This is a genomic window from Sphingopyxis sp. P1IMeth2 (assembly GCF_900185685.1).
Taxonomy (GTDB): Bacteria; Pseudomonadota; Alphaproteobacteria; order Sphingomonadales; family Sphingomonadaceae; genus Sphingopyxis; species Sphingopyxis terrae_A.
Genome location: NZ_FYAT01000016.1, coordinates 166,209 through 188,540, shown reverse-complemented (window position 1 = coordinate 188,540; position 22,332 = coordinate 166,209). Strand labels below are relative to the sequence as shown.

The 22,332-nt window shown below is 63.5% G+C and carries 18 protein-coding genes and 2 tRNA genes; 8 read left to right on the top strand and 12 right to left on the bottom strand.

All coding sequences use genetic code 11. The features are described 5' to 3' along the window. Positions 1 to 37 precede the first annotated feature (37 nt). Positions 38 to 346: a putative quinol monooxygenase gene (locus tag P1IM2_RS16705; RefSeq protein ID WP_186403168.1), complete on the top strand. Its 309-nt coding sequence runs from the start codon at positions 38 to 40 to the stop codon at positions 344 to 346. Between the two features lie 154 nt (positions 347 to 500). Beyond that, the gene (locus tag P1IM2_RS16700; RefSeq protein WP_186403167.1) at positions 501 to 1,052 is read left to right on the top strand and encodes a hypothetical protein; all 552 of its coding nucleotides are present in this window, start codon (positions 501 to 503) and stop codon (positions 1,050 to 1,052) included. A gap of 143 nt (positions 1,053 to 1,195) precedes the next feature. On the opposite strand, the gene uvrA is transcribed toward P1IM2_RS16700, so the two are convergent. Continuing rightward, complete coding sequence (uvrA, locus tag P1IM2_RS16695; protein ID WP_186403166.1) at positions 1,196 to 4,087, bottom strand: excinuclease ABC subunit UvrA; 2,892 nt, start codon at positions 4,085 to 4,087, stop codon at positions 1,196 to 1,198. Between the two features lie 234 nt (positions 4,088 to 4,321). On the opposite strand from uvrA, the gene P1IM2_RS16690 reads away from it, so the two are divergent. The 3 genes from P1IM2_RS16690 (at position 4,322) to P1IM2_RS16680 (ending at position 7,530) form a co-directional block, all read left to right on the top strand. Further along, a complete protein-coding gene (locus P1IM2_RS16690) occupies positions 4,322 to 6,397 on the top strand; it encodes a M13 family metallopeptidase (protein WP_186403165.1) in 2,076 nt (691 codons plus the stop codon). Positions 6,398 to 6,503: 106 nt separating this feature from the next. Beyond that, on the top strand, positions 6,504 to 6,887 hold the full coding sequence (locus P1IM2_RS16685; protein ID WP_186403164.1) for a hypothetical protein: 384 nt from the start codon (positions 6,504 to 6,506) through the stop codon (positions 6,885 to 6,887). Between the two features lie 319 nt (positions 6,888 to 7,206). Further along, complete coding sequence (locus tag P1IM2_RS16680; protein WP_186403163.1) at positions 7,207 to 7,530, top strand: UrcA family protein; 324 nt, start codon at positions 7,207 to 7,209, stop codon at positions 7,528 to 7,530. Positions 7,531 to 7,546: 16 nt separating this feature from the next. Here P1IM2_RS16680 and P1IM2_RS16675 read toward each other — a convergent pair whose 3' ends face one another. The 10 genes from P1IM2_RS16675 to P1IM2_RS16630 form a co-directional block, all read right to left on the bottom strand. Then, positions 7,547 to 8,281, bottom strand: a complete 735-nt coding sequence (locus tag P1IM2_RS16675) for a LytTR family DNA-binding domain-containing protein (RefSeq protein WP_186403162.1) — start codon at positions 8,279 to 8,281, stop codon at positions 7,547 to 7,549. Between the two features lies 1 nt (position 8,282). Further along, positions 8,283 to 9,449: a sensor histidine kinase gene (locus P1IM2_RS16670; protein ID WP_254535866.1), complete on the bottom strand. Its 1,167-nt coding sequence runs from the start codon at positions 9,447 to 9,449 to the stop codon at positions 8,283 to 8,285. 98 nt (positions 9,450 to 9,547) lie between these two features. Further along, positions 9,548 to 10,909, bottom strand: a complete 1,362-nt coding sequence (locus tag P1IM2_RS16665; protein WP_186403184.1) for an MATE family efflux transporter — start codon at positions 10,907 to 10,909, stop codon at positions 9,548 to 9,550. A gap of 92 nt (positions 10,910 to 11,001) precedes the next feature. Then, positions 11,002 to 13,683 carry a valine--tRNA ligase gene (locus P1IM2_RS16660; RefSeq protein WP_186403160.1) on the bottom strand — a complete coding sequence of 894 codons (2,682 nt, stop codon included), beginning with the start codon at positions 13,681 to 13,683 and terminating at the stop codon, positions 11,002 to 11,004. Between the two features lie 163 nt (positions 13,684 to 13,846). Next, entirely contained in the window at positions 13,847 to 15,928 is a 2,082-nt protein-coding gene (locus tag P1IM2_RS16655; RefSeq protein ID WP_186403159.1) for an alpha/beta hydrolase family protein, read from the bottom strand. A gap of 202 nt (positions 15,929 to 16,130) precedes the next feature. Beyond that, positions 16,131 to 17,510, bottom strand: a complete 1,380-nt coding sequence (locus P1IM2_RS16650; RefSeq protein WP_186403158.1) for a nucleotidyltransferase domain-containing protein — start codon at positions 17,508 to 17,510, stop codon at positions 16,131 to 16,133. Positions 17,511 to 17,952: 442 nt separating this feature from the next. Beyond that, positions 17,953 to 18,882, bottom strand: coding sequence for a nucleotidyltransferase and HEPN domain-containing protein (locus P1IM2_RS16645; protein ID WP_186403157.1), 930 nt, complete (start codon positions 18,880 to 18,882; stop codon positions 17,953 to 17,955). Between the two features lie 52 nt (positions 18,883 to 18,934). Continuing rightward, positions 18,935 to 19,183, bottom strand: coding sequence for a sigma factor-like helix-turn-helix DNA-binding protein (locus tag P1IM2_RS16640; protein ID WP_186403156.1), 249 nt, complete (start codon positions 19,181 to 19,183; stop codon positions 18,935 to 18,937). After that, positions 19,180 to 20,331, bottom strand: coding sequence for a tyrosine-type recombinase/integrase (locus P1IM2_RS16635; RefSeq protein ID WP_186403155.1), 1,152 nt, complete (start codon positions 20,329 to 20,331; stop codon positions 19,180 to 19,182). Before P1IM2_RS16635 ends, P1IM2_RS16640 begins: the two co-directional genes overlap by 4 nt. Before the next feature lie 143 nt (positions 20,332 to 20,474). Then, a tRNA-Ser gene (locus P1IM2_RS16630) sits at positions 20,475 to 20,565 on the bottom strand. A gap of 77 nt (positions 20,566 to 20,642) precedes the next feature. Between P1IM2_RS16630 and P1IM2_RS16625 the strand changes: the two genes are divergently transcribed. Then, positions 20,643 to 21,587 carry a peptidylprolyl isomerase gene (locus P1IM2_RS16625; RefSeq protein ID WP_186403154.1) on the top strand — a complete coding sequence of 315 codons (945 nt, stop codon included), beginning with the start codon at positions 20,643 to 20,645 and terminating at the stop codon, positions 21,585 to 21,587. 6 nt (positions 21,588 to 21,593) lie between these two features. Beyond that, on the top strand, positions 21,594 to 21,908 hold the full coding sequence (locus tag P1IM2_RS16620) for a DUF1905 domain-containing protein (protein WP_186403153.1): 315 nt from the start codon (positions 21,594 to 21,596) through the stop codon (positions 21,906 to 21,908). Here P1IM2_RS16620 and P1IM2_RS16615 read toward each other — a convergent pair. Then, the gene (locus P1IM2_RS16615) at positions 21,898 to 22,053 is read right to left on the bottom strand and encodes a hypothetical protein (RefSeq protein WP_186403152.1); all 156 of its coding nucleotides are present in this window, start codon (positions 22,051 to 22,053) and stop codon (positions 21,898 to 21,900) included. The two genes, P1IM2_RS16620 and P1IM2_RS16615, sit on opposite strands and share 11 nt — an antisense overlap. Before the next feature lie 106 nt (positions 22,054 to 22,159). Here P1IM2_RS16615 and P1IM2_RS16610 point away from each other — a divergent pair. After that, positions 22,160 to 22,234: transfer RNA gene (locus P1IM2_RS16610), tRNA-Thr, on the top strand. Positions 22,235 to 22,332 lie beyond the last annotated feature (98 nt).

Sequence of the window (22,332 nt, the reverse complement as noted above, 5' to 3'; positions counted from 1 at the left end):
CGCACCAGAAAGCGTAGATCATGCATACCATACCAATATGATCCTCATCACCGGCCACGTCATCCTCACCTCCGAACGTCGCGAGCGCATGATTGAGCTCTGCACCGAGCATAGCGCGCGGTCGCGGGGCGAACCGGGGTGTCTGGCGCATAATTGCCATATCGATGTCGAGAACCCCGACCTGCTGATGTTCGTCGAGGAGTGGGAGAGTGTCGATGCGGTCCGCGCCCATTTTGCGCTGCCCGCCGCGCGCGCCTTTGTCGCCGACATGCGCGCCCTCTCGCCGCAGCCGCCCGCGATCCGCATCTATGCCGCCGAAGACATCACCGCAACGCTGATGGGGTAAATCTCCCCTCCCGCTTGCGGGAGGGGTTGGGGAGGGCCCGCGCGCCGGTGTGCGCATCCGATGTTGATTGCCCACTCCGCTGCGACTAGCGACGGGTTCGCAAGTCTCGCAGCCCCTCCCGCAAGCGGACGGGGAGAGGTCAGGCCGGGGGCATATGACGGGGTTCGAATTCAGCTTTTCCTTTTTCGGCCTGATCCTGGGCCTCGCGCTGGCCGAGGGGCTGGGCGGGCTGGCGCGCGCGCTCAAGGCCAGCCACCGCGTCCGCATCGGCTGGCCGACCGCGCTGCTCGGCCTGTTCGTGTCGTGTGACGTCGTGACCTTCTGGATGTACGGATGGACCCTGCGCGAGCTGTTGCCGCTGAACTGGCCGATCCTGTTCGGCGGCTTCGTCGTCACCGCGGTCTATTTCGTCGCGGCGAGCCTGGTCTTTCCCGACGATCCGGAGGCGTGGGACGATCTCGACGCCCATTTCGACAAACAGCGGCGGCTGGTGATCGGCGGCGTCTTCCTGGCCAATATCGCGCTGGTCGCCGTCACTTGGGCCTTTGTCGGACTCCCCAGAGCGGGCACCGTGCGCGCCTTCATCCTCGCATGGTCCTTCTTCCCTGTCGCGGCGCTCGCGATCGCGGCAAAGGACCGCCGCATCGTCATCGCCTGCCTGATCTGGCTCCTCGCGCTCTATCCGCTGTCAGCGCTGTGGCATTGATTTCTCCCCACTCCCGTTTGCGGGAGGGGCAGCGAGACTTGCGAGCTTGCTCGCTAGTCGCAGCGGGGTGGGCATAGGCAAGGGCAAGGCTCGCTTCGCTCGCACCCACCCCTAACCCCTCCCGCAGGCGGGAGGGGGACGGGTCATTTCCCCAGCAACGGCGCCAGATATTGCCCGGTGAAGCTGCGCGGTTCCTTCACCACCTGTTCGGGGGTGCCGGCCGCGACGATCTCGCCGCCCTTGACCCCGCCTTCGGGGCCGAGGTCGACGATCCAGTCGGCGGTCTTGATGACGTCGAGGTTATGCTCGATCACCACCACGCTGTTGCCCTGATCCACCAGAGCCTGCAGCACTTCGAGCAGCTTGCGCACATCCTCGAAATGGAGGCCGGTGGTCGGTTCGTCGAGGATGTAGAGCGTCTGTCCGGTCGAGCGGCGCGAAAGTTCCTTCGCAAGCTTCACCCGCTGCGCCTCGCCGCCCGACAGCGTCGTCGCCTGCTGTCCGACCTTGATATAGCCGAGGCCGACGCGGACGAGCATTTCCATCTTGTCGCGGATCGCCGGCACCGCCTTGAAGAACTCCGCCGCAACCTCGACCGTCATGTCGAGCACGTCGGCGATGCTCATCCCCTTGAACTTCACCTCCAGCGTTTCGCGATTGTAGCGTTTGCCGTGGCACGTCTCGCACGTCACATAGACGTCGGGCAGAAAGTGCATCTCGATCTTGATGAGGCCGTCGCCGGTGCAGGTTTCGCAGCGCCCGCCTTTGACGTTGAAGCTGAAGCGACCGGGCTTGTAGCCGCGCGCCTGCGCCTCGGGCAGCCCCGCGAACCAGTCGCGGATCGTCGTGAAGGCGCCCGTGTACGTCGCGGGGTTCGAGCGCGGGGTGCGGCCGATCGGCGACTGGTCGATGTCGATCACCTTGTCGCAATGCTCAAGGCCGGTCAGGCTGTCGTGCGGCCCCGCGACGAGCCGCGCGCCGTTGAGCGTCCGCGCCGCGCTGGCATAGAGGGTATCGATGACGAGGCTCGACTTGCCGCTACCCGACAGGCCGGTGACGCAGGTGAAGGTGCCGAGCGGGATCGTAGCGGTGACATTCTGCAGATTGTTGGCACGCGCGCCCCTCAGCACCAGGTCGAAGCCGTTGCCGGGGCGGCGGTGCGTCGGCACCTCGATCTTCTTCGCGCCGGTGAGGTAGGCCGCGGTCAGGCTCTTCTTGTTCGCCAGCACCTGCTTCAGCGTGCCTTCGGCGACGATCTCGCCGCCATGGACGCCCGCGCCGGGCCCCATGTCGACGACATAATCGGCGTGGCGGATTGCATCCTCGTCATGTTCGACGACGATCACCGTGTTGCCGAGGTCGCGGAGGCGCTTCAAGGTGGCGAGCAGCCGGTCGTTGTCGCGCTGGTGCAGGCCGATGCTGGGTTCGTCGAGAACGTAGAGGACACCCGACAGGCCGCTGCCGATTTGTGACGCAAGACGGATGCGCTGGCTTTCGCCGCCGCTGAGCGTGCCGCTGGTGCGGTTGAGGTTGAGATAATCGAGCCCGACATTGTTGAGGAAGCCGAGCCGCTCGTTGATCTCCTTTAGGATCGCCTTGGCGATCTGGCGCTGCTGATCATTGAGCTTCTCGTCGAGCGTGCTGAACCAGGCGAGCGCGTCGGCGACCGAGCGCTGCGCCGACATGCTGATGTCCTCGCCCGCGATCTTGACCGCAAGCGGTTCGGGGCGCAGGCGCGCGCCGTGGCACGTCTCGCACGGCTGCGCGGTCTGATATTTGCCCAGCTCCTCGCGCATCCACGCGCTCTCGGTCTGCAGCATCCGGCGATTGAGGTTGCCGATCACGCCTTCGAACGCCTTGTGCGTCGTATAGGTGCGCCGGCCGTCCTTGAAGGTCAGCTCGACCGGTTTGCCGCCGCTGCCGTAAAGGATGATGAGCTGCACCTCGCCGGGCAGATCCTGCCACGGCGTGTCGAGGCCGAAACCATAGGCTTTGCCCAGGCTTTCGAGCACCTGCATATAATAGGGCGAAGGCGGGTTCGATTTCGCCCACGGCACGACGGCGCCTTTTTTCAGACTCAGCGCATGGTTGGGAACGACGAGTTCGGGGTCGAATTCCAGCCGCTCGCCAAGGCCGTCGCATGCCGGGCAGGCGCCTTGCGGCGCGTTGAAGCTGAACAGCCGCGGCTCGATCTCGGCGATCGTGAAGCCCGAAACCGGGCACGAAAATTTCTCGGAAAAGATGATGCGGTTGGCCGGGATCCCGGCGCCTTTCATGGCGCCGCCGACATCGCCGTCGCGCCCTGGAACCTCGCCATCGGCGAGGTCGACATAGGCGAGCCCTTCGGCAAGTTTCAGCGCCGTCTCGAAACTGTCCGCCAGCCGCGTCGCGATCCCCTCACGCACGACGATGCGATCGACCACGACCTCGATGTCATGCTTGTATTTCTTGTCGAGCGCCGGTGCGTCCTCGATCTCGTAAAATTCCCCGTCGATGCGGACGCGAGTGAAGCCGTCCTTCTGCCACTGCGCGAGTTCCTTCTTATATTCGCCCTTGCGCCCCCGCACGACGGGCGCCAGCAGATAGGCGCGCGTGCCCTCGGGCAGGTCCATCACCCGGTCGACCATCTGGCTGACCGTCTGCGCTGAAATCGGCTCGCCGGTCGCCGGCGAATAGGGAATGCCGACACGCGCCCAGAGCAGGCGCATATAATCGTAGATTTCGGTGACGGTGGCCACCGTCGAGCGCGGGTTGCGGCTCGTCGTCTTTTGTTCGATGCTGATCGCCGGCGACAGCCCGTCGATATGTTCGACGTCGGGCTTCTGCATCATTTCCAGGAACTGGCGCGCATAGGCCGACAGGCTCTCGACATAGCGCCGCTGACCCTCGGCATAGATGGTGTCGAAGGCGAGGCTCGACTTGCCACTGCCCGACAGGCCGGTGATGACGATCAGCGCGTCGCGCGGCAGATCGACGTCGACGCCCTTCAGATTATGCTCGCGCGCGCCGCGCACCGAAATATGGGTGAGACTCATGGGGTGGGTATGTTCCAGATTTGTTCCGGCCGCGCAAGAGGGCGCCGCTCGCTCGAACGCCTAGATAGGAAGCGGCTGCTTTGCGCGCAACGGGGCGGCGATTCCACCAACGAACCAGTGCGTTCGACCAGCGGCCTGCATCTTGCTTGACCTGCGATGGGCACGGGCGGACAAGTCGCCATGGCCTGCGGCGGATCGGCCCTTGAACCGTGCGCGGGGGTAGGAGACTGGGGAATGAAGATGTTTTTGGGCGGCACCGCTGCCGTCGCTATCGCCGCTGCACTGATCGCAGCACCTGTTCTGGCCCGTAATCCGGGTGCCGGCGCCCCCTTGGTCGTCGCGACCGATGCTGCGGCCGGCGCCGAAGATGGGTCGCTCAAGCCGCTGACCTTCGGAAGCTGGGGCGTCGATCTGAGCGCACGCGACCCGTCGGTAAAGCCGGGCGACGATTTCGACAAATATGCTAATGGCGCCTGGTTCGCACGCACCGAAATTCCGGCCGATCAGGCTTCGGCCGGCGTCGATTATGATGTCTATAATCTGACGCAGCGTCAGCTCCGCCAGCTCGTCACCGGCGCACCCGCGACCAGTCAGGTCGGCGGGCTGTATCAAAGCTTCATGGACGAAAAGCGCGTCGCGCAACTGGGCGCCAAGCCGCTGATGGCGGATATCGCCGCCGTCACGGCGATCAAGGACAAGAGCGAGATGGCGCGCTTCATGGGCGCGTCGCAGGGAAGCTTCGGCGCCTCGATCGTCGGTGGCGGTCCCTATGCCGATCCCGACACGCCAACCGTCAACGTCCTGTGGCTCGGGCAGGGCGGGATCGGGCTTCCCGACCGCGATTATTATCTGAACGACAGCTTCAAGCCGCAGCGTGAGGCCTATCGCGCGTATATCGCGCGGACGATGAAGATGATCGGCAACCCCGATCCCGAAAAGGCCGCCGATGCGGTGCTGGCGTTCGAGACCGAGATCGCCAAGGTGAGCTGGGCGATCGCCGAGCGCCGCGATCTGGGCAAGATCAACAACCCGATGTCGTCGGAGGCGCTGGCCGCCTATGCGCCCGGGCTCGAATGGAGCGCCTGGTTCGCGGGCGCCGAAATTCCGGCGCAGAAGCGCATCATCGTCAACGAAAATACCGCGATCCGCGACATTGCCGCGCTCTATGGCAAGACGCCGCTCGATACGCTGAAGCTGTGGCAGGAATTCCATGTCGCCGACAATGCGGCCAATTATCTGTCCGACGACTGGGTCGACAGCCGCTTCGAATTCTCAAAAGCGCTGAGCGGCGTGACCGAGATGCGGCCGCGCTGGAAGCGCGGGCTGCGCCTTGTCGATAGCAGCCTGGGCGAGCTGGTTGGCGAGGAATATGCGAAGCAATATTTCCCGCCGAGTGCCAAGGCGAAGATGGAAACGCTCGTCGCCAATCTGAAGCTGGCGATGGGCGACCGGATCCGCGGCAACAGCTGGATGGCGCCCGCCACCAAGGAAGCCGCGCTCGCCAAGCTGGACAAGATGGACGTGATGGTCGGCTACCCCGACAAGTGGCGCGACTATTCGGGGCTCAAGATCGATCCCGCCGACCTCTACGGCAATGTGAAGCGCAGCGCGGCGTTCGAATATGCCTATCAGCTCGCCGACCTGGACAAGCCGGTCGACCGCAAAAAATGGTCGATGAACGCGCAGGAAGTGAACGCCTATAACGGCGGGCTTGAAAACAAGATCGTTTCCCCCGCCGGTATTCTGCAGGCCCCCTATTTCAGCGAGACGGTCGACGATGCGGTCAACTATGGCGCGATCGGCGCCGTGATCGGCCATGAAATCACTCATGGTTTCGACGATCAGGGGCGCAAGATCGACGCGAGCGGCGCCGTGCGCGACTGGTGGACCAAGGAAGATGCCGCGCGCTTCGATGCGCAGGCCAAAGGCTTCGGCGCGCAATATGCGACCTATGAGGCGGCGCCGGGTGCGTTCATCAACCCCGATCTGACGATGGGCGAGAATCTCGCCGACCTTGCGGGGCTCGAGGTTGCTTACGACGCCTATCACCGGTCGCTGAACGGCAAGGAAGCGCCAGTGATCGACGGGCTAACCGGCGATCAGCGCTTCTTCCTCGCCTTTGCGCAAGCGTGGCGTGACAAGGCGCGCGAGGATGCGACCAAGCAGCAGGTAGCGAGCGACCCGCACAGCCCGGCGCGCTGGCGCATCATCGGTCCGCTGCGCAACGTCGATGCCTGGTACAAGGCGTTCAACGTCGCCCCGGGCGCCAAATATTATCTGAAGCCCGAGGATCGCACGCGCATCTGGTAAGCCGGCGGCGCCCTTTTATCCCCTCCGCGCAATGCCGCTGGCCCCGGAACGCAACTTGCGGCAAAGCGTTGGACAGGCAGGGTGCTCGGTTTAAGGAGATTTCTCGATGACCAGATCGATTTTTGCCGCCGCGGTCGTCGCGGCGCTGATGAGTTCGGCGCCGGCGATGGCTCAGAAGCTGCCTGACGGCACGACCGTGCAGGAACGCGCGGATACCGCGAAGCTGAATGCCGAGCAGCTCGCGAAGGCCGATGCCGAAACCGCGCGCTATCAGCAGAGCGTTTCGCAATATGAGCAGCAAAAGGCTGCGATCGCCGAGCAGGCGGCCGCTGCGCAGGCGAAATATGCCGACGAAACCGCCGCTTATGAAGCGGAAAAGGCTCGCGTCGCGGCGATGGCCGCCGAAGAACGGCAAAAGTGGGAAGCCGATGTCGCGGCCTGCAAGGCGGGCGACACCAGCCGCTGTGCCAAGCCGCAGCCCAAGGAATAGCGCTGCCGATCGGCACGCGATCCCGTGAGATTAAAGGGGCTCCGACGACAAGTCGGGGCCCCTTTTTTATTGGCGCGCTTCCGTTCGTCCGTTGGTCGCCCTTTGTAGGCGCTTCATCTTTCAATCGACTCGTCGCTGGGGCTGATCGAAGCGCGTATGTCTGGCGCGGAAAAATGGCGCATTGCTTGGGCTGCGGGATGCGAGGCGACCAGACTTCCCCGGTTACGGCGCAGCGTGTCCCGCATCCCATAACGGATGAGAGGACTCCCCCATGTCACACCGTATTGCCAAATATTTGCTCATGACAGGCGCCGCTGCATTGTCGGCAGGCGCCGCCGGCCCGGTCGCGACTGCCGCCGAGACGCGCGTCGCGGATACCGATGCTGCGCCGACGGTCATCGTGCCGTACGGCGATCTCAATCTGAGCAGCGTCAAGGGCCGCGCTCGGCTGGAAACGCGCGTACGCATCGCCATTCGCGGCATGTGTCGTACCGATCCCCGAGCGACCCTGTCTCAGCGGGCGCAAGAACGCGACTGCATTGCCCATGCGCGGCGCAGCGCCGAACCGCAGATGGCGGCGTTGTTCGGTGGCAGCGATATGAAATTGGCACTTGAACGTCCGGCGGAGGTTGCCGTTCGCTAACCGGCGGTAGAGGCGGTCATGCGCCGTGCATGATCGCCTTTACGTCGTGCAGGTAAGTGCGACCGATCCGGTGCTGTCCGCCTTCGCCCAGGTCCACGCTCCACGCCCCGTCGCCATGATGTTTGAGGCCGACGATGCCGTCGCGCCGGACCATCTTCGACCGGTGAATGCGCATGAACTGATCGGGGTTCATCCGCTCTTCCAATGACTTGATCGTCTGGTGAATCAGCCAGCTTCGGCTGCCGACATAGAGGCGCATATAGTCGCGCTCGGCCTCGATCAGATCGACTTGCGCCGCATCGATGCGCAGCATCTCGCCGCGGTTCTGAACCCAGAATTCGTTGATCCACCGGCTCTTCGGCGGGGCAGCTCGCCCAGCGCTGCGCCATTCGCGCACGCGCGCCAGTGCCTTGGCAAGACGATCGGGCGACACGGGCTTGAGCAGATAGTCGACCGCGGCGACGTCGAAGGCAGCGACAGCATAGCGATCGAACGCCGTGACGAAGACGATCGCCGGCGGCGAGGCGAGCTTTTCGAGCGCGGTCGCCACGTCCAGCCCGTCGAGGTCGGGCATGGCGATATCGCAAAGCAACAGATCGGGCGCGAGCGCCTCGACCATGCGCAGCGCGGATGCGCCGTCGCTGGCGGTACCGACGAGCGAAACCCCGTCCTGCTGCCCCGCCAGAATCTGAAGCCGTTCGATCGCGAGCGGCTCGTCATCCACGATCAGGGTGCGCAGCGTCTGCAGCATGTCAGTGTCCTTCCCCCGCGATCGGCAGCCACAGCGATACCGCGAAGCCGCCGCTGTCCGACCGCCCCCATTCGCAGCCTGCCACCGGGCCGTAGCGTGTGATCAATCGCTCGCGGACGTTGCCGAGGCCGAGGCCGGTGCCCGATTCGGGCGACGGTGCGGCCGGATCGATGTCATTTTCGATCCGGATCACCAGCAGCCCATATTCGCTGCTCGCCGACAGGCGGATCGCAATCCTCCCCTTGCTGGGGGCAACACCATATTTGATCGCATTTTCGATGATCGGTTGCAGGATCAGCACGGGAACGCGCGCATTCTCCAGCGCTTTCGGCATCGTCACCTCGACCTGCAGGCGGTCGGGAAAGCGCGCCTGCTCGATCTGCAGATAGAGCCGCTGAAGCGCCATTTCCTCGTCGAGGCTGACGAGTTGTTCGGGATCGATCGCGAGGCTCGATCGCAGGAAGGACGACAGATTCATGATCATCGTCTCGGCCTCCGCCTGCGATCCGCGCATGACGAGCGTCGACAGCGAATTGAGCGTGTTGAACAGGAAGTGCGGGTTCACCTGATAGTGGAGCGCGCGCAACTGCGCCGCCTGCGCCTCGACCCGGTAGCTGTTGGCGCGGCGCTCGACCGCGCGCATCTCGTTGGCATAGCCGAAGGCGACATAGAGTGCGGCCCATACCGCGAAGAAGAAATACCAGCGGATCGAGCTGTCGAGGATCAGGACCGTTTCCCAGGCAATGGGAAATTTGGACTGCACCTCTTCAATGATCTTCTGGGTATCGCCTGATGGAAACCAGTAGAAGAAGACGAGCAGATTGATGCTCGCGTAAATGACGACAAGCGGTACAGCGGCGCCCATCGCCACGGCGAGGCGCGCGCCAAAGCTTTTAGGCTGAACCCGCTGGATCAGCTGATAAAGGGCGAAGGTGCACAGGATGCCGGCGATGACGACGATCGCGCGGCGGCCGATCGCACCCCATTGCTCGGCGGCCCCGGCCAGCAAGGCGAGGCCGGTCGTGATCAGGAAATAGATCAGCCACATCGCGATGATCGAACCGATCGCGACGCGGGGATTGACGCGGGCGTCCGACGCCCGCCAGCCCGGCGATGCGGCCAGCATGTGCGCACGCTGGTCGCGCAGCGTCTCTTTGCGGATGGTCATGTTCATTGCCGTCGCTTTTGCGCGAATTTGGCGCAAAAAACTAGGTGCGCGCGCTGCGTCAGTCGAAGCCGCGCGCCTATTGGTCGAAACGCGGCCGGTCAGGCGGCGCGGGATTGCGGCAGCGTGCGGCGCCAGTTGCCGCGGCGATAGACGATCCACGCCATCGTCAGTGACGCGAACGAGGACAGCGGAAAGCTCCACCAGATCGCATCGCCGCCGAGCGCCGGGTAACCCAGATAATAGATGCCGAGGCGGATCGGGAACATCGACAGGAACAGGATGACGAGCGGTGGCACGACCGATCCGTTGGCGCGGAGTGTTCCGATCAGCACGATCGTCGTGCCGAAGGGCAGGAAGGTCCAGGTCGCGAGCAACTGGATATGGTGCGCGGCATCGATTGCCGCGGTATCGCTGCCGAGGAAAAGGGCGAGCGCAGCGCGGTCGAAAAGCAGCAGCAGCGCGATCAGCACCCCGGTCATCATCAGGTTGATCGCGATGCCGCTGTTGGTGATCGTGGTGACGCGGTTCCACTTTGCAGCGCCGATATTCTGCGCGACCATGGCGCTGACCGCCGCGCCGACCGCGAGCGCGGGCATCTGAACATAGTTCCACAATTGCAGCGTCGCGCCATAGGCGGCGGCGGTGACGAGCCCTTCGCGATTGACCAGCCCGACCATCACCAGCCCGGCGCCCGAAATGACGAGCATCTGCGCGCCCATCGGCAGCCCCTTGCCGATGATGAAGCGCAGTTCCTCCATATTGGGGAGGAGATATTTGAGCTCGGGTCCGCGCAGCCGCAGCACATGGTCGCGGGCATAGAACCAGCCGAGCATCGCGATCAGGCTGATCGTCCCGGCAATCGCCGTCGCGAGCGCGCTGCCCGCGATGCCGAGGCGCGGGAAGGGGCCGATACCGAGGATCAGCAGCGGATTGAGCGCGATGTCGAGGACGACCGACAACAGCATGAAGCGCAGCGGCGTCACCGCGTCGCCGGCGCCGCGCGACGCCATCATCAGCGTCACCGCCAGCATGCTTGCCGGGATCGCGATGAAGGTCACGCGCAGATAATCATGTGCAAGGTCAAAGGCTTCTGGCGGGGTCTTGAGCCAATGCAGGATGGTTGTCGAGGCGAACCAGCCGACGATGGCGATGACGAGCGAGAAGATCAGCGCGAGGCCGACGACGGCACCGGTGGCGCGGCGCGCCGCGTCGGTATCGCCGCGCCCGATCGCCTGGCCGATCAGTACCGTCGCGGCCATGCCGAAGCCGAAGAAGGTCGCGAACATCAGGAACATGATGATGTTCGCATTGGCGGTTGCGGCGAGCGCGCTGCCGCCGAGAAACTGGCCGACCCACACCGAATTGATCGATCCCGACAGCGTCTGCAGCACGTTCGACGCGAGCGTCGGCAGGGCGAAGAGGATCAGCGTCTTCGCGATCGGCCCTTCGGTCAGGTTCATGCGTCCGGCGCCGCGTGCAGTCTGGCGCGGCGGAACCGGCGCGGCGGCGGGGTCGGCAGCGGCGGCGACCGGCGTAACGGACGCGTCTTCGCTCACCCCAGCCGCGCCAGCGCGGCGGTCAGGCGGTCGGCTTCGGCCTCCTTGGCGGCATGGTCGGCGCGCGCCTTGTCGACGGCTTCGGGTTTGGCGCGTTCGACGAACGAGGGGTTGTTCAGCCGGCCGGCGAGGCTGTCGCGTTCCTTGGTCGCGGCGGCAAGCGCCTTGCTCAGGCGATCGCGTTCGGCGGCGATGTCGATGACGCCTTCGAGCGGGACGGTGATCGTCTCGCCCTCGACGACGAGCTGTGCCGAGGCGCCAGCCGGAGCGGGATCGAAGCTGATCGCCTCGAGCCGCGCGAGACGGTCGAGCTGTGCCGCGAGCTTGTCGGTGCGGCCCTTGAGCGACGTCGGAAAATGCGCCGTCAGACGCGCGCCCGGCGGCAGGCCGAGCTCGGCCTTGGCGGTACGCAGCTCGCTGACGAGCTTGATCAGCCAGTCGATATCGGCGCTGGCGCCAGCATCTTTTTCGGCCGCCGGAGCGGGCCATTTGGCGGTGATCAGCGGATAGTCGGCGCGGTCGCCGAGGCCCGTCCACAGCTCTTCGGTGATGAAGGGCATGAAAGGGTGGAGCATGACAAGGATCTGGTCGAGCACCCAGCCCGCGACCGCCTTTGTCTCGTCGTCGATCGCGCCTTTGATCAGTTCCAGATACCAGTCGCAGAAACGGTCCCAGGCAAAGCTGTAGATCGCATTCGCGGCTTCGTCGAAGCGATAGGCGGCGAAGGCGCTCTCCATCGCCGCGACGGTCGCGGCGACTTCGCCGATGATCCAGCGGTTGACGGGCAGCGTTGCGGCGGGCGCCTCGAAACTGGTCGAGGCCGAAATGCCATTCGCGTCGCAGAAGCGCGCGGCGTTCCACAGCTTGGTCGCGAAATTGCGATAGCCCGCGAGGCGCGCGTCATCCATCTTGATGTCGCGGCCCTGGCTTTCCATCGCCGCCATGAAGAAGCGCAGCGCGTCGGCGCCATATTGGTCGATCAGCCCGAGCGGGTCGACGACATTGCCCTTCGACTTCGACATCTTCGCGCCGTCGGGCGCGCGGACGAGGCCGTGGAGATAGAGCGTCTTCCACGGCACGTCGCCCATGAACTCCATCCCCTGCATCGCCATGCGCGCATCCCAGAAAAAGAGGATGTCGAAGCCCGAGATGAGGACGTCGTTGGGGTAGTGGCGCTTCAGAAGCTCGCTATCCTCGGGCCAGCCCAGCGTCGCGAAGGGCCAGAGCGCCGAGGAAAACCACGTGTCGAGGACGTCTTCGTCGCGGGTAAGAGCGACGCCTGCGCCAGCCTGTGCCTGCGCTTCCTCTTCGGTCTCGGCGACGAAGATGTGGCCATCCTCGGCATACCACGCCGGGATCCGGTGCCCCCACCAGAGCTGGCGCGAGACGCACCAGGGCTGGATATTCTCCATCCAGTTGAAGAAGGTCTTTTCCCACGTCTTGGGGACGATGTTGATCCGCCCGTCGCGCACTGCCTGCATCGGGGGCTGCGCGAGCGTTTCGGCGTCGACATACCATTGGTCGGTCAGCCAGGGTTCGATCACCACGCCGCCGCGGTCGCCGAAGGGGGTCTGGATCGTGCGCGGTTCGGCGTCATGTTCGTTGCCGTCCTTGTCGACATGCGGGATCAGGAAGCCGGCTTCCTTCATTCGCGCCACGACCAGTTCGCGCGCGCCATCGATACCATCGCGCTTGAAGCGGTGGAGGCCGAGATATTCCTGCGGCACCAGCCCGTCGGCGGTCTGGATGACGTTCGCATCGCCATCGAGCATGTTGAGCATTTCGGCGGGCTTGAAGCCCGCGCGCTTGCCGACCTCGAAGTCGTTGAAATCATGCCCCGGCGTGATCTTCACCGCGCCCGAACCCAGTTCGGGGTCGGCATGTTCGTCGGCAACGATCTTGAAGCGGCGGCCGGTGATCGGCTGGAGGATGTCCTTGCCGATCACGCTCTTGTACCGCGCGTCATCGGGGTGCACCGCGACCGCCATGTCGGCGAGCATCGTTTCGGGGCGCGTCGTCGCGACCTCGATATAATCGCGCCCGTCGTCGAGCGTCACGCCGTCGGCGAGCGGATATTTGAAGTGCCAGAAACCGCCCTTCACCTCGACCGTTTCGACCTCGAGGTCGCTGATCGCGGTCTTGAGCTTGGGGTCCCAGTTCACCAGCCGTTTGTCGCGGTAGATCAGCCCCTTTTTGTGGAGATCGACGAACACCTTGACCACCGCGCGGGTGAAATGCGGGTCCATCGTGAACTGTTCGCGCGACCAGTCCATCGAGCAGCCGAGGCGGCGGAGCTGGCCGGTGATCTGGCCGCCGCTTTCCGCTTTCCACTGCCAGACCTTTTCGACGAAGTCCTCGCGGCTGTAATTGGTGCGCTTGTCCTGCCGCGCTTCCATCTGGCGTTCGACGACCATCTGCGTCGCGATGCCGGCATGGTCCATGCCGACGACCCACAGCGCATCCTTGCCGCGCAGCCGCTCGTAGCGGACGAGCACGTCCTGCAGCGTGTTGTCGAGCGCATGGCCGATGTGCAGCGCGCCGGTGACGTTCGGCGGCGGGTTGACGATCGTGAAGGGTGTCGCGTCGGGACGCGCGGGGCGATAGAGCCCGCGGCTTTCCCATTCGTGGGACCATTTCGCCTCAATAGCGGCGGGATCGAAGGTTTTTTCCATCGGCATAGCCGGGCGCCTTTGCCAGTCGGGGGACGCAGCGGCAAGGGGGGACACGCACTTACTGCAAGCCATCGCGTGTCCCCGCGAAGGCGGGGACCCATCTTCTGCCGGTTCCAACTTGCACCGGCCGGTGATGGGCTCCCGCCTTCGCGGGAGCATGCGGTCTTGCCTATTTCTTCAGATAGCTCCCCAGCCAGTTGAAGACCGTCTGATGCCACTGGACGCTGTTCGCGCCCTTCAGAACCCAATGGTTTTCGTCCGGAAACACGAGCAATTGCGACGGAACGCCGCGGCGCTGGAGCGCGGTGAAGGCGGCGAGGCCCTGTGTGTAGGGGATGCGGAAATCCTTCTCGCTGGTGATCACCAGCATCGGCGTCTTCCATTTGTCGACATGGTTCACCGGGTTCCATTTTTCATATTCTTCGGGAACCTTGAAATAGGGGCCGCCATGCTCCCATTCGTCGAACCACAGCTCCTCGGTTTCATAGGCCATGGCGCGCGCGTCGAAGACGCCGTCGTGCTGGACGAGGCATTTGAAACCGTCGGCCCACTGGCCGGCGATCCAGTTCATCATATAGCCGCCATAAGACGCGCCGAGCGCGCAGGCGTTGGCGATGTCGAGCTGGGCATCCTGCTTGCCTGCCGCCGCTAGGCCGAGTTTCAGATCTTCAAGCGGCTTGCCGCCCCAATCCTTGTTGATGCTGTCTGTAAAGGCTTGCCCGTAACCCGTTGATCCGTGGAAATCGACGGTGACGACGCCATAGCCCTGCTGCGCGAACAGGCGGGGGTTCCAGCGCGTCGACCAGCTGTTGCCGAAGCTGCCCTGCGGACCGCCATGGACGATGAAGGCGACCGGCAGCTTCGCGGCGGCGGCGTTCGCGGGCTTCAGGATCATTCCCCACACCTTGTCGCCATTGGCGCCGGCGAACTGCATGCGATCGAGCCGCACCGGATCGAATTCGGCCATGCGGTCGGCGTTGACCGCGGTGAGCTGCGTCACTTTGCCCTTGGCATCGCGGACATAGACGTCGGTGGGGGCTAGGGCGGTGTTGCGCGCATAGAGCAGCGCGCCGCCGGGCAGCACGCTGACATCGCCGATATTGCCGTCGAAGGCTTCGTTCGACGCCTTCAGCCGTTCGACCTTGCCGCTCGCCGCGTCGACGCGGAACACCGGGTGATCGAGGACATCGTCGGCGGTGACGTAGAGCGCTTTGCCGTCGGGCGTCCAAGCGATCGAGGCGACCGAGCGATCCCACGCATCGGTCAGCTTCTTCGTCTCGCCGCTTTCAAGGTTGCGGAGCATCAGCACCTGCCGGTCAGCCTCATAACCCGGCCGCGCCATCGCGACATAGGCCAGCCATTTGCCGTCGGGCGACGGGGTGGGCAGGGTGTCGGTCGCCTGGTTCGCCTCGGTCAGATTGACCGGCATCATGCGGCTGTCGACCAGCCAGCGATAGATGTCGAGGTTGGTCGAGGTCGGCTCGTGGCGATCGGCCTTGCGCAGCGTGAAATAGACGGTGCGGCTGTCGGGCCCCCAAGCAAGCTCTTCGCCGCCGCCAAAGGGTTTCGACGGCGTGTCGCCGACCAGTCCGGCCGCGACCGGCCGCGCCGCGCTCGCCTTGCCGTCCGCCAGATTGAAGACGAAGGGGCGGCTGTGGGTGCCGGGGGTTTCCCACGTGTCCCAGTGACGGACGAAGCCGGTTCCGTCCTTGTAAAGCCGCCCGCTGCCGGGGCCGACGAGCGCGCCCTTGTCCTTTACGTCCTTCGCGTCGCAGCCGAAATCGGCGCACTCCATCGGGATGTCGCCCCATGCGAGCAGGCGCGCGCCATCGGGCGATATCTTGAAGCCCGCGACATCGGCCTTGGTATCGGTAACCTGCGTCGCGGGCGTGCCGGCCTTCGGATCGATCCGCCAGACCTGATCGCTGCCCGAGGCGTTCGAGATGAAATACAGACTGCCGTCGGGCGCAAATGCGGGCGACGCTTCATTCTTGCCGGGCGCATCGGCGATTCGTGCGGGCTTGGCGTCCTTGGCCTTGCGATCGACGAGCCAGAGCCCGGTCGAGCGCTTGTAGGTTTCGGGCGCGGTTTCGGTCATCTGGAACACGACCCATCGCCCGTCGGGCGACGCCGTGGGCGCGGCGACGCGATTGAGCGTCGCAAGATCGACCTCGGTCATCGGCCGGGCGAGAGCGGGCGTGGAAAGGGCGGCGGCGAGCGCGAGCGCGCTGGGGACGAGAATGTTACGCATGCCGTCGGTGTAGCGCTGCGGCGGGAAGGTTCAAGCCCCGAGGGCGAAGGTTCAATATTTATAATAAAAGCTACACAATATTCAATTAATATAAATAGTAATTTGGAAGTCAGTTTTTGAAAATCGTTTATGCAATTTATTCTATGATCATTATTTAAACTGCTCTGTTTAAATTTATTAATATTTTAACGCATATAGAAATTTATATTGCGGCATTTCGGTTGAATTCGATGACTTTGACATGTCTGCAGGTGCAATAATCATCTGTTTCAATGCGAGCAACGCGCTTGCGCAATAATCTGCGAATCGGTTCAGCCAGATTGAAACGCAGATTATCGCTTAAATCCGTAGTGTCTGCCGCGATCCGAACGATTGGCGGAGCAGGCGCCTCGTCTGCTCTTCTAAGCATATGCTCTGCATCGACCGCGAGAATAAGCGCAGCTGCGGAGGCCATATCCGGCAGCGTCGCCGGATTCACATGGCCGCTGGCTCGGCAAAGTTGAACATTGGAGAAGCGGGTGTGCAGCGTCCAGTGCGATGAACTGATCTCGATCTCACGGTGAAGGATAAGGCCAGTTTTCCGCCGTTCGATCGCATTGACAAGCGCGACGGCCTTTCGGCCATCGAGTCCAGGCCTTTTCAAAAGCGCCGGCACCGACGGAGAGTGAAGCAAGTCGTCAACATCGGCGACAATGCGCAGGCCGTCAGAAAAGCGGGGGAACAAGGCGTGCGCGTCGCAGGTCCAGCCTCGGAATATATGATATGGCGAAACCATGCCTGTTTCCGAGAAACCCGCAACCCAACGCGCGTCCATGGGTTGGATGGGGGCAGGCTCAAGATTCGGCATCTCAAATGGCGGACTGACATTATTGCTTCGACCGAGAGATTCAGGATGTCTGGGAAGGACGGGATCATCAACTCTTCCGCCTCGCGCTCGATCGTAGATCAGGCGGCAGGGTACCCCCAGTGCCTGCAGATCGGCGGTACCGTATTGCGCTCCGGCGAGAAGGGGATGGCGCATTGCGCCATAGATCGCCCGCTTGAACAGCCACTCTTCCTTCGACCATGGCCCAGCCCAGTCGTGGGGGGCATCAGACATTTTTGCCACGAGCTGATTAACATGCCTCTGCCTGCCGTCATGATCATTCGCAAAGTGGGGGCGGCGCGACCTCGTCACCGCCACGTCAATGTCGCCAACGCTATCCGCGCCTCGCATGAGGCTGCCAAATAGCCAGACTTGATCGACGTCCTGCACGCCATCCGGATTGCACCTGAGAGCTTCTATCCGATCCAGAAAGCTGTTCAGAACTGCCTGCGCCTTCGCCAAGGGCGTTCGCGGGTTTGCCTTGGCGAGGGCGAGCGCCTCGCCGGTCTCGGTAAGTTTCGTTATCGTGGGATCGATCAACCCTCTGTCGAGGCATTCCTCGAATACGATGGCACCGTCGCTGCGTTCGGGAAACACGGTCTTCAGATCTATTGTCTTGCCTGGCGAGCGTGTTCGCGAGAAGCTGAGCAGCGCGCGCTTGAAAACCGAGGGCCGATAACCTGCTATCCGTGCGCTCCTGTCAAAGCTAATCCCCATGTCTTCAACTCCGGAGCTGCAACGCGTTCAGGGCAGATTGTTTTAACGATGGTCGCAAGGTGTTCGACCTGTCGCCGACGTGACGGCTGGAAGCATTGCCGTCCCGTCCGCCTGATTATCCAGAACTGCGCTGGGCCTTTCCACACGACGTTTGTACGCCAAGGCCTGTTTTTCTACGCCAGTCTGCCGCAACTCGGCCCAGTGGAGGCTCTGCGTCGTGACCGGCCGGCTCAGCATGCGGGAGTATGGCCACGCGTTCTCAAACGCCGGCGGTGTGTCGAGAGATGTCGGCTATCACCCGGAGCGCGGGTCTACACGTCACCCCGACACCGGTTCAGCGCTTCCATTTTGCGCTCGACCGATCTGCCGCTCACGTCATTTTCGTCCGCCATATTCTCATCCGTCAAGAGGGCGGTGCGCTGCCTCGAAAAGTGTTAGATAGTCAGGGGCGAACTGAGGCGTTGGCTTCGAGTTCGGCAATCCGTTCTGAGCAAACCGCGTGAACCGCGCGACCGAGTTCCTCGACGCAGCCGCCGAGCCACGTCAGCTCCTCTTCGGTGATGCGGTAATGCTTCGAATAGCGGGCCTTCACGTAGGCCTCTTTCAGCTTCTCAAACCGCGCCCGATCTTCGCGGTGGTCGCGCGGCCAGGCATCAACCAGCCGCATGTCAATCCGCTCGGCCTGGGTGCGCAGGAAGGCCAAGTTGTGGACGTGCGGGGTATAGAAGGTGCAGACCAAGAGGACACAGTGATAAAGGCGCTCAGTCGCCTGATGCATGTCGAAGGCAGCCTTTTTAAGCCAGCCTTGCGATATTGAATGCATTGCCGAGCCGTGGAATTGTCCGGCGGTAGGATACCATTCCTCGTAATATTCTCGTGCCATCGCCAGCGCCTGCTCGGGCGTTTTCGGCTTCGGCGTGTGGAGCGGCTTGTCGTCATATTCGTAGAGCGCGATTCCGTCGCGCGCGACGTCCATGAAGAAATAGCGGCCGTGGGCGAGCCCGTCGTTCACCTCCTGCAAGGTATGAACGATGAAGTTCACCGGCGTCTTGAGCGTCTTGTCGATCGCCAGTTCACGGATAAGCCGATCTTCGAGCTTGCCCCAGAAATCGACCTTCTCGGTGAGGCGCTTATCGTTGACGATGATGAGAAGGTCGAAGTCCGAGCGATAGCCCTTGGCGGTATGCGGCTCATCGACCCAGCCGCCGCGCGCGTAGCTGCCGTAGAGGATGATCTTGTCGATCCGGCCCTTCTTCTTCCACCCCATCGTGCCGAGCGCGATGGCGTCTTCAAACTCTTCGAAGACGATGGCCTTCACGCGTTCGAGCTCGCGCTGCTTGTTGGCCGGAAGATGGTCGAGGTCGGTTTTCATCGCTGGCGGCACCCTGTCGGCGCGGCGGCTGATTGGCAAGGTCTAGGCGGCTTTATCGCCTCCAGAATTGCCACCACCTGCGGTTCTTTCTGTCGACCGATTGGGCGATGACCCGCAAACTGCGGATCATCGCTTCCTCGACTTCGGCAACGCTGACGCCATGTCGCTCGGCAAGCTCGCGGTAGCTCAGCTCCTCGACACGGTGGCCGAGAAAGATCGCGCGGTCGGCCTCGTCGATGCGATCGACGGCGCGCTCATACTGGCGGAGCAGGTGGCGCCGCGCGCGGGTGTAGCGGCTCACCGTTTCCTCCCGTCGCAAAAGTTTGCCCAATCCTCCATCATCAGGCGGCGCTTTTCGAGGAGATTGCCGCGCCTGTAGGCGGCTTCCACCTTGTTCGCGACGGTATGGGCGAGGGCGGCTTCGGCAACGTCGCTCGGGTGGTTCGTTTCCTCGCTCACCCAATCGCGGAAGGACGAGCGGAACCCATGCGCCGTGTACGGCTCGCCCATTTCCTTGAGCAGCTTGGTCAGCGTCTGATCCGACAGCGGGCGATTGCGCCGCATGCCGGGAAAGACAAGATCGCAACCCTTAATCCGCAACCGCGCGCACCGCTCGACGATACGCAGCGGGCGGCGGGTGAGGGGAACGACATGCTCCCGATAGGCCTTCATCCGATCCTTGGAGAGCTTCCAAAGGCCCTTTTCCAGATCGAATTCGCCCCATGTTGCCCCGCGAACCTCGCCCGACCGTGCGGCCGTGAAAATCGCAAATTCGAGCGCGAGGCGGCTGAAAGATTCCCGCTCTCGCAATCGCTGCACGAAGGCAGGCACATCTTCATATGGCATCGCGGCAAAATGATTGTCGCGGCGCGGCTGGCGGGGCAGGCCTTTCGTAATCGCGCGCATCGGGGCGTCAGTTTCGCGATAGCCCGATGCGTAGGCCCAATCGAGGACGGCGCCGATCCGTTGCCGGACGCGACGCGCCGTCTCAGGCTTCGCGAGCCAGATTTCCGCGAGCAGGTCGCGGATCATCGGGCCGGTAATCTGATCCACCTTGAACTTTCCGATGTGCGGGAAGGCGTAAAGCTCCATCGTTCGCATCCATTGCGCGTGATGCTTACCGTTGCGCCAAGTCTTCGAATGGATTTCGTAAGTCTTGGCGGCGGCTTCGATGAAGGTGGGCACTGCCTGCCGCTTGCGTCGCTCGAAATGCGGGTCGATTCCTATCTCGACCTGTTCCCGGATTTCCTGCGCCAGTTCGCGCGCCTGCGCGAGACTGACTTTCTGGCAACTGCCAAGGCCGAAGTCCCGGCGAACACCGTCCTTCTGGACGCGGCACACCCAACTGCTAGTGCCTCCCGGCCGATCAAGCCGGACGAGTCCGTCACCAAGGCTGACGCGGCGCTGTTTACCCTTGGGCTTCGCGAGCCCGTTCGAAGTGCTTTTCATCCCTTGAATCATAAGATTTAGTCCCACATTGGCAAAAATGTCGGACTGGATGATGTGGGACGCACAGGGATACGAAGCGCCCTTCAATCCCGCAGCTAAGCTGGGGTCTTGGGGACGGTTCGGGAGAGAGTGGGATTAGAACTTGGCGGAGCGGGAGGGATTCGAACCCTCGATACGCTTTTGACGTATACTCACTTTCCAGGCGAGCGCCTTCGACCACTCGGCCACCGCTCCGCATCTTGCACTGGAAGGCGCGCCCTAATCGCTTGGCGGGGCTTTCGCAAGTCGCATGGCCATGGCAGACAGGTGGCATGAAATATCTTCTGCTCGCCGCCGCCGCGGTATCGCTCGCCAGTCCCGTTCACGCCCAGGAAGCGGCCGCGGCGCCGTCGCCGGGCGAGATTGCGGCCGCGGCGCCCGCGAAGGACTGGATTGCGATCCCGGCGTCGGACCTGCTCGTGATGGAACTCGTCCCGGATGCCAAGGGGAAGGCGCGCCGTGTGGTTATCCAGGTGATGCCAGCGCCGTTCAGCCAAGGTTGGATCGGCAATATCCGCAAGCTTGCGGCTTCGCACTGGTGGGATGGCACCAGCGTCAACAGGGTGCAGGACAATTATGTTGCGCAGTGGGGGGACGCGACCGAGAAGAAGCCTTTGCCCGAGGGTCTGTTGACGGTGCCGGAGAGCGAATATTCGGTACCGCCCCATATTTTGGTGGCTCACGAAACCCGTAGTGCGGCCTTGCCGCCGTCTCCGCACCGACCGCGCGGCGATGCCTACGCAGAATTCACCGGTTTTGTTGCGGGCTGGCCTGTCGCCTATGATCATCAGAGCGAGTGGCCCATCCATTGCTATGGCATGGTTGGCGTCGGCCGCAACATGTCGCCCGATACCGGTTCGGGCGCCGAGCTCTACGCCGTCATCGGCCACGCGCCGCGCCACCTCGACCGCAATATCGCGCTCGTCGGACGCGTGATCAGCGGAATCGAGTATCTGTCGAGCCTGCCGCGTGGCACCGGGCCACTCGGCTTTTACGAAGATGAAGCCGAGCGCGTCGGGATCAGCTCGATCAGGCTTGCCAGCGACCTGACGGCGGCGGAGCAGCCGCGCTTCGAATATCTGTCGACCGACAGCGATGCTTTCGCCAAATATGCTGACGCCCGCGCGAACCGCCGGGATCCCTTCTTCATCCGCCCGGCGGGCGGCGCCGATATCTGCAACATCCCTGTGCCGATCCGGCCCATCGCGGCGAAATAGGTACGCGTGGAAGATTTCACCGTTACGACGCCGCTCTGGCGCTGGCAGTCGGCGACCGCGCCCGCAGCCTGGTTTTTCCTGACCATCGCGGGCGAGGCGGCAGACGGAATTCGGTTCGCGGCGATCGGCGGACAGTGGCTCGACGGCCGCAAGGGATTCGGGTCGGCAAAGGTCTGCGCGACCGTTGGCGATACCCGTTGGAACACCTCGGTCTTCCCGCACAAGGAAAGCGGCGGCTGGCTGCTGCCCGTCAAGGCCGCGGTGCGCAAGGCAGAGGGCTTGACCGAGGGTGATGTGGTGACGGTGACCGTCAGCCTTTAGTTGCGTCGCTGGGCTTTTCGTAGTGCGTCCGGGCTTCGCGCGTCTGTGTCTTGCGCTTGCGCAGGTTCGCGCGCAGCGCTTCGGCAAGGCGGCGTTCGCGCTCGATATCGGAGGGGGAAGGCGTCTTGGACATTGCCGCGTCCATGCCCGCGAATTCGGCAAAAGGTCAAGTCTCGCACCTTGACAGGCGCGGGCCGCCCCGCCATAGGCCGCGCCTGCCCAGCGAGCGTGACGCCGCCCCGGGCCCGGATGCTGCTGTAGCTCAGTGGTAGAGCGCACCCTTGGTAAGGGTGAGGTCGAGAGTTCAATCCTCTCCAGCAGCACCATTTCTCCCTGAAACTCATATGTGAGGACCGGCGCAATCCGGCGTCCCATATTTTGCCACCTATGCGGTCGACTGCGTCGTCGCTAGAGAAGGGGAATT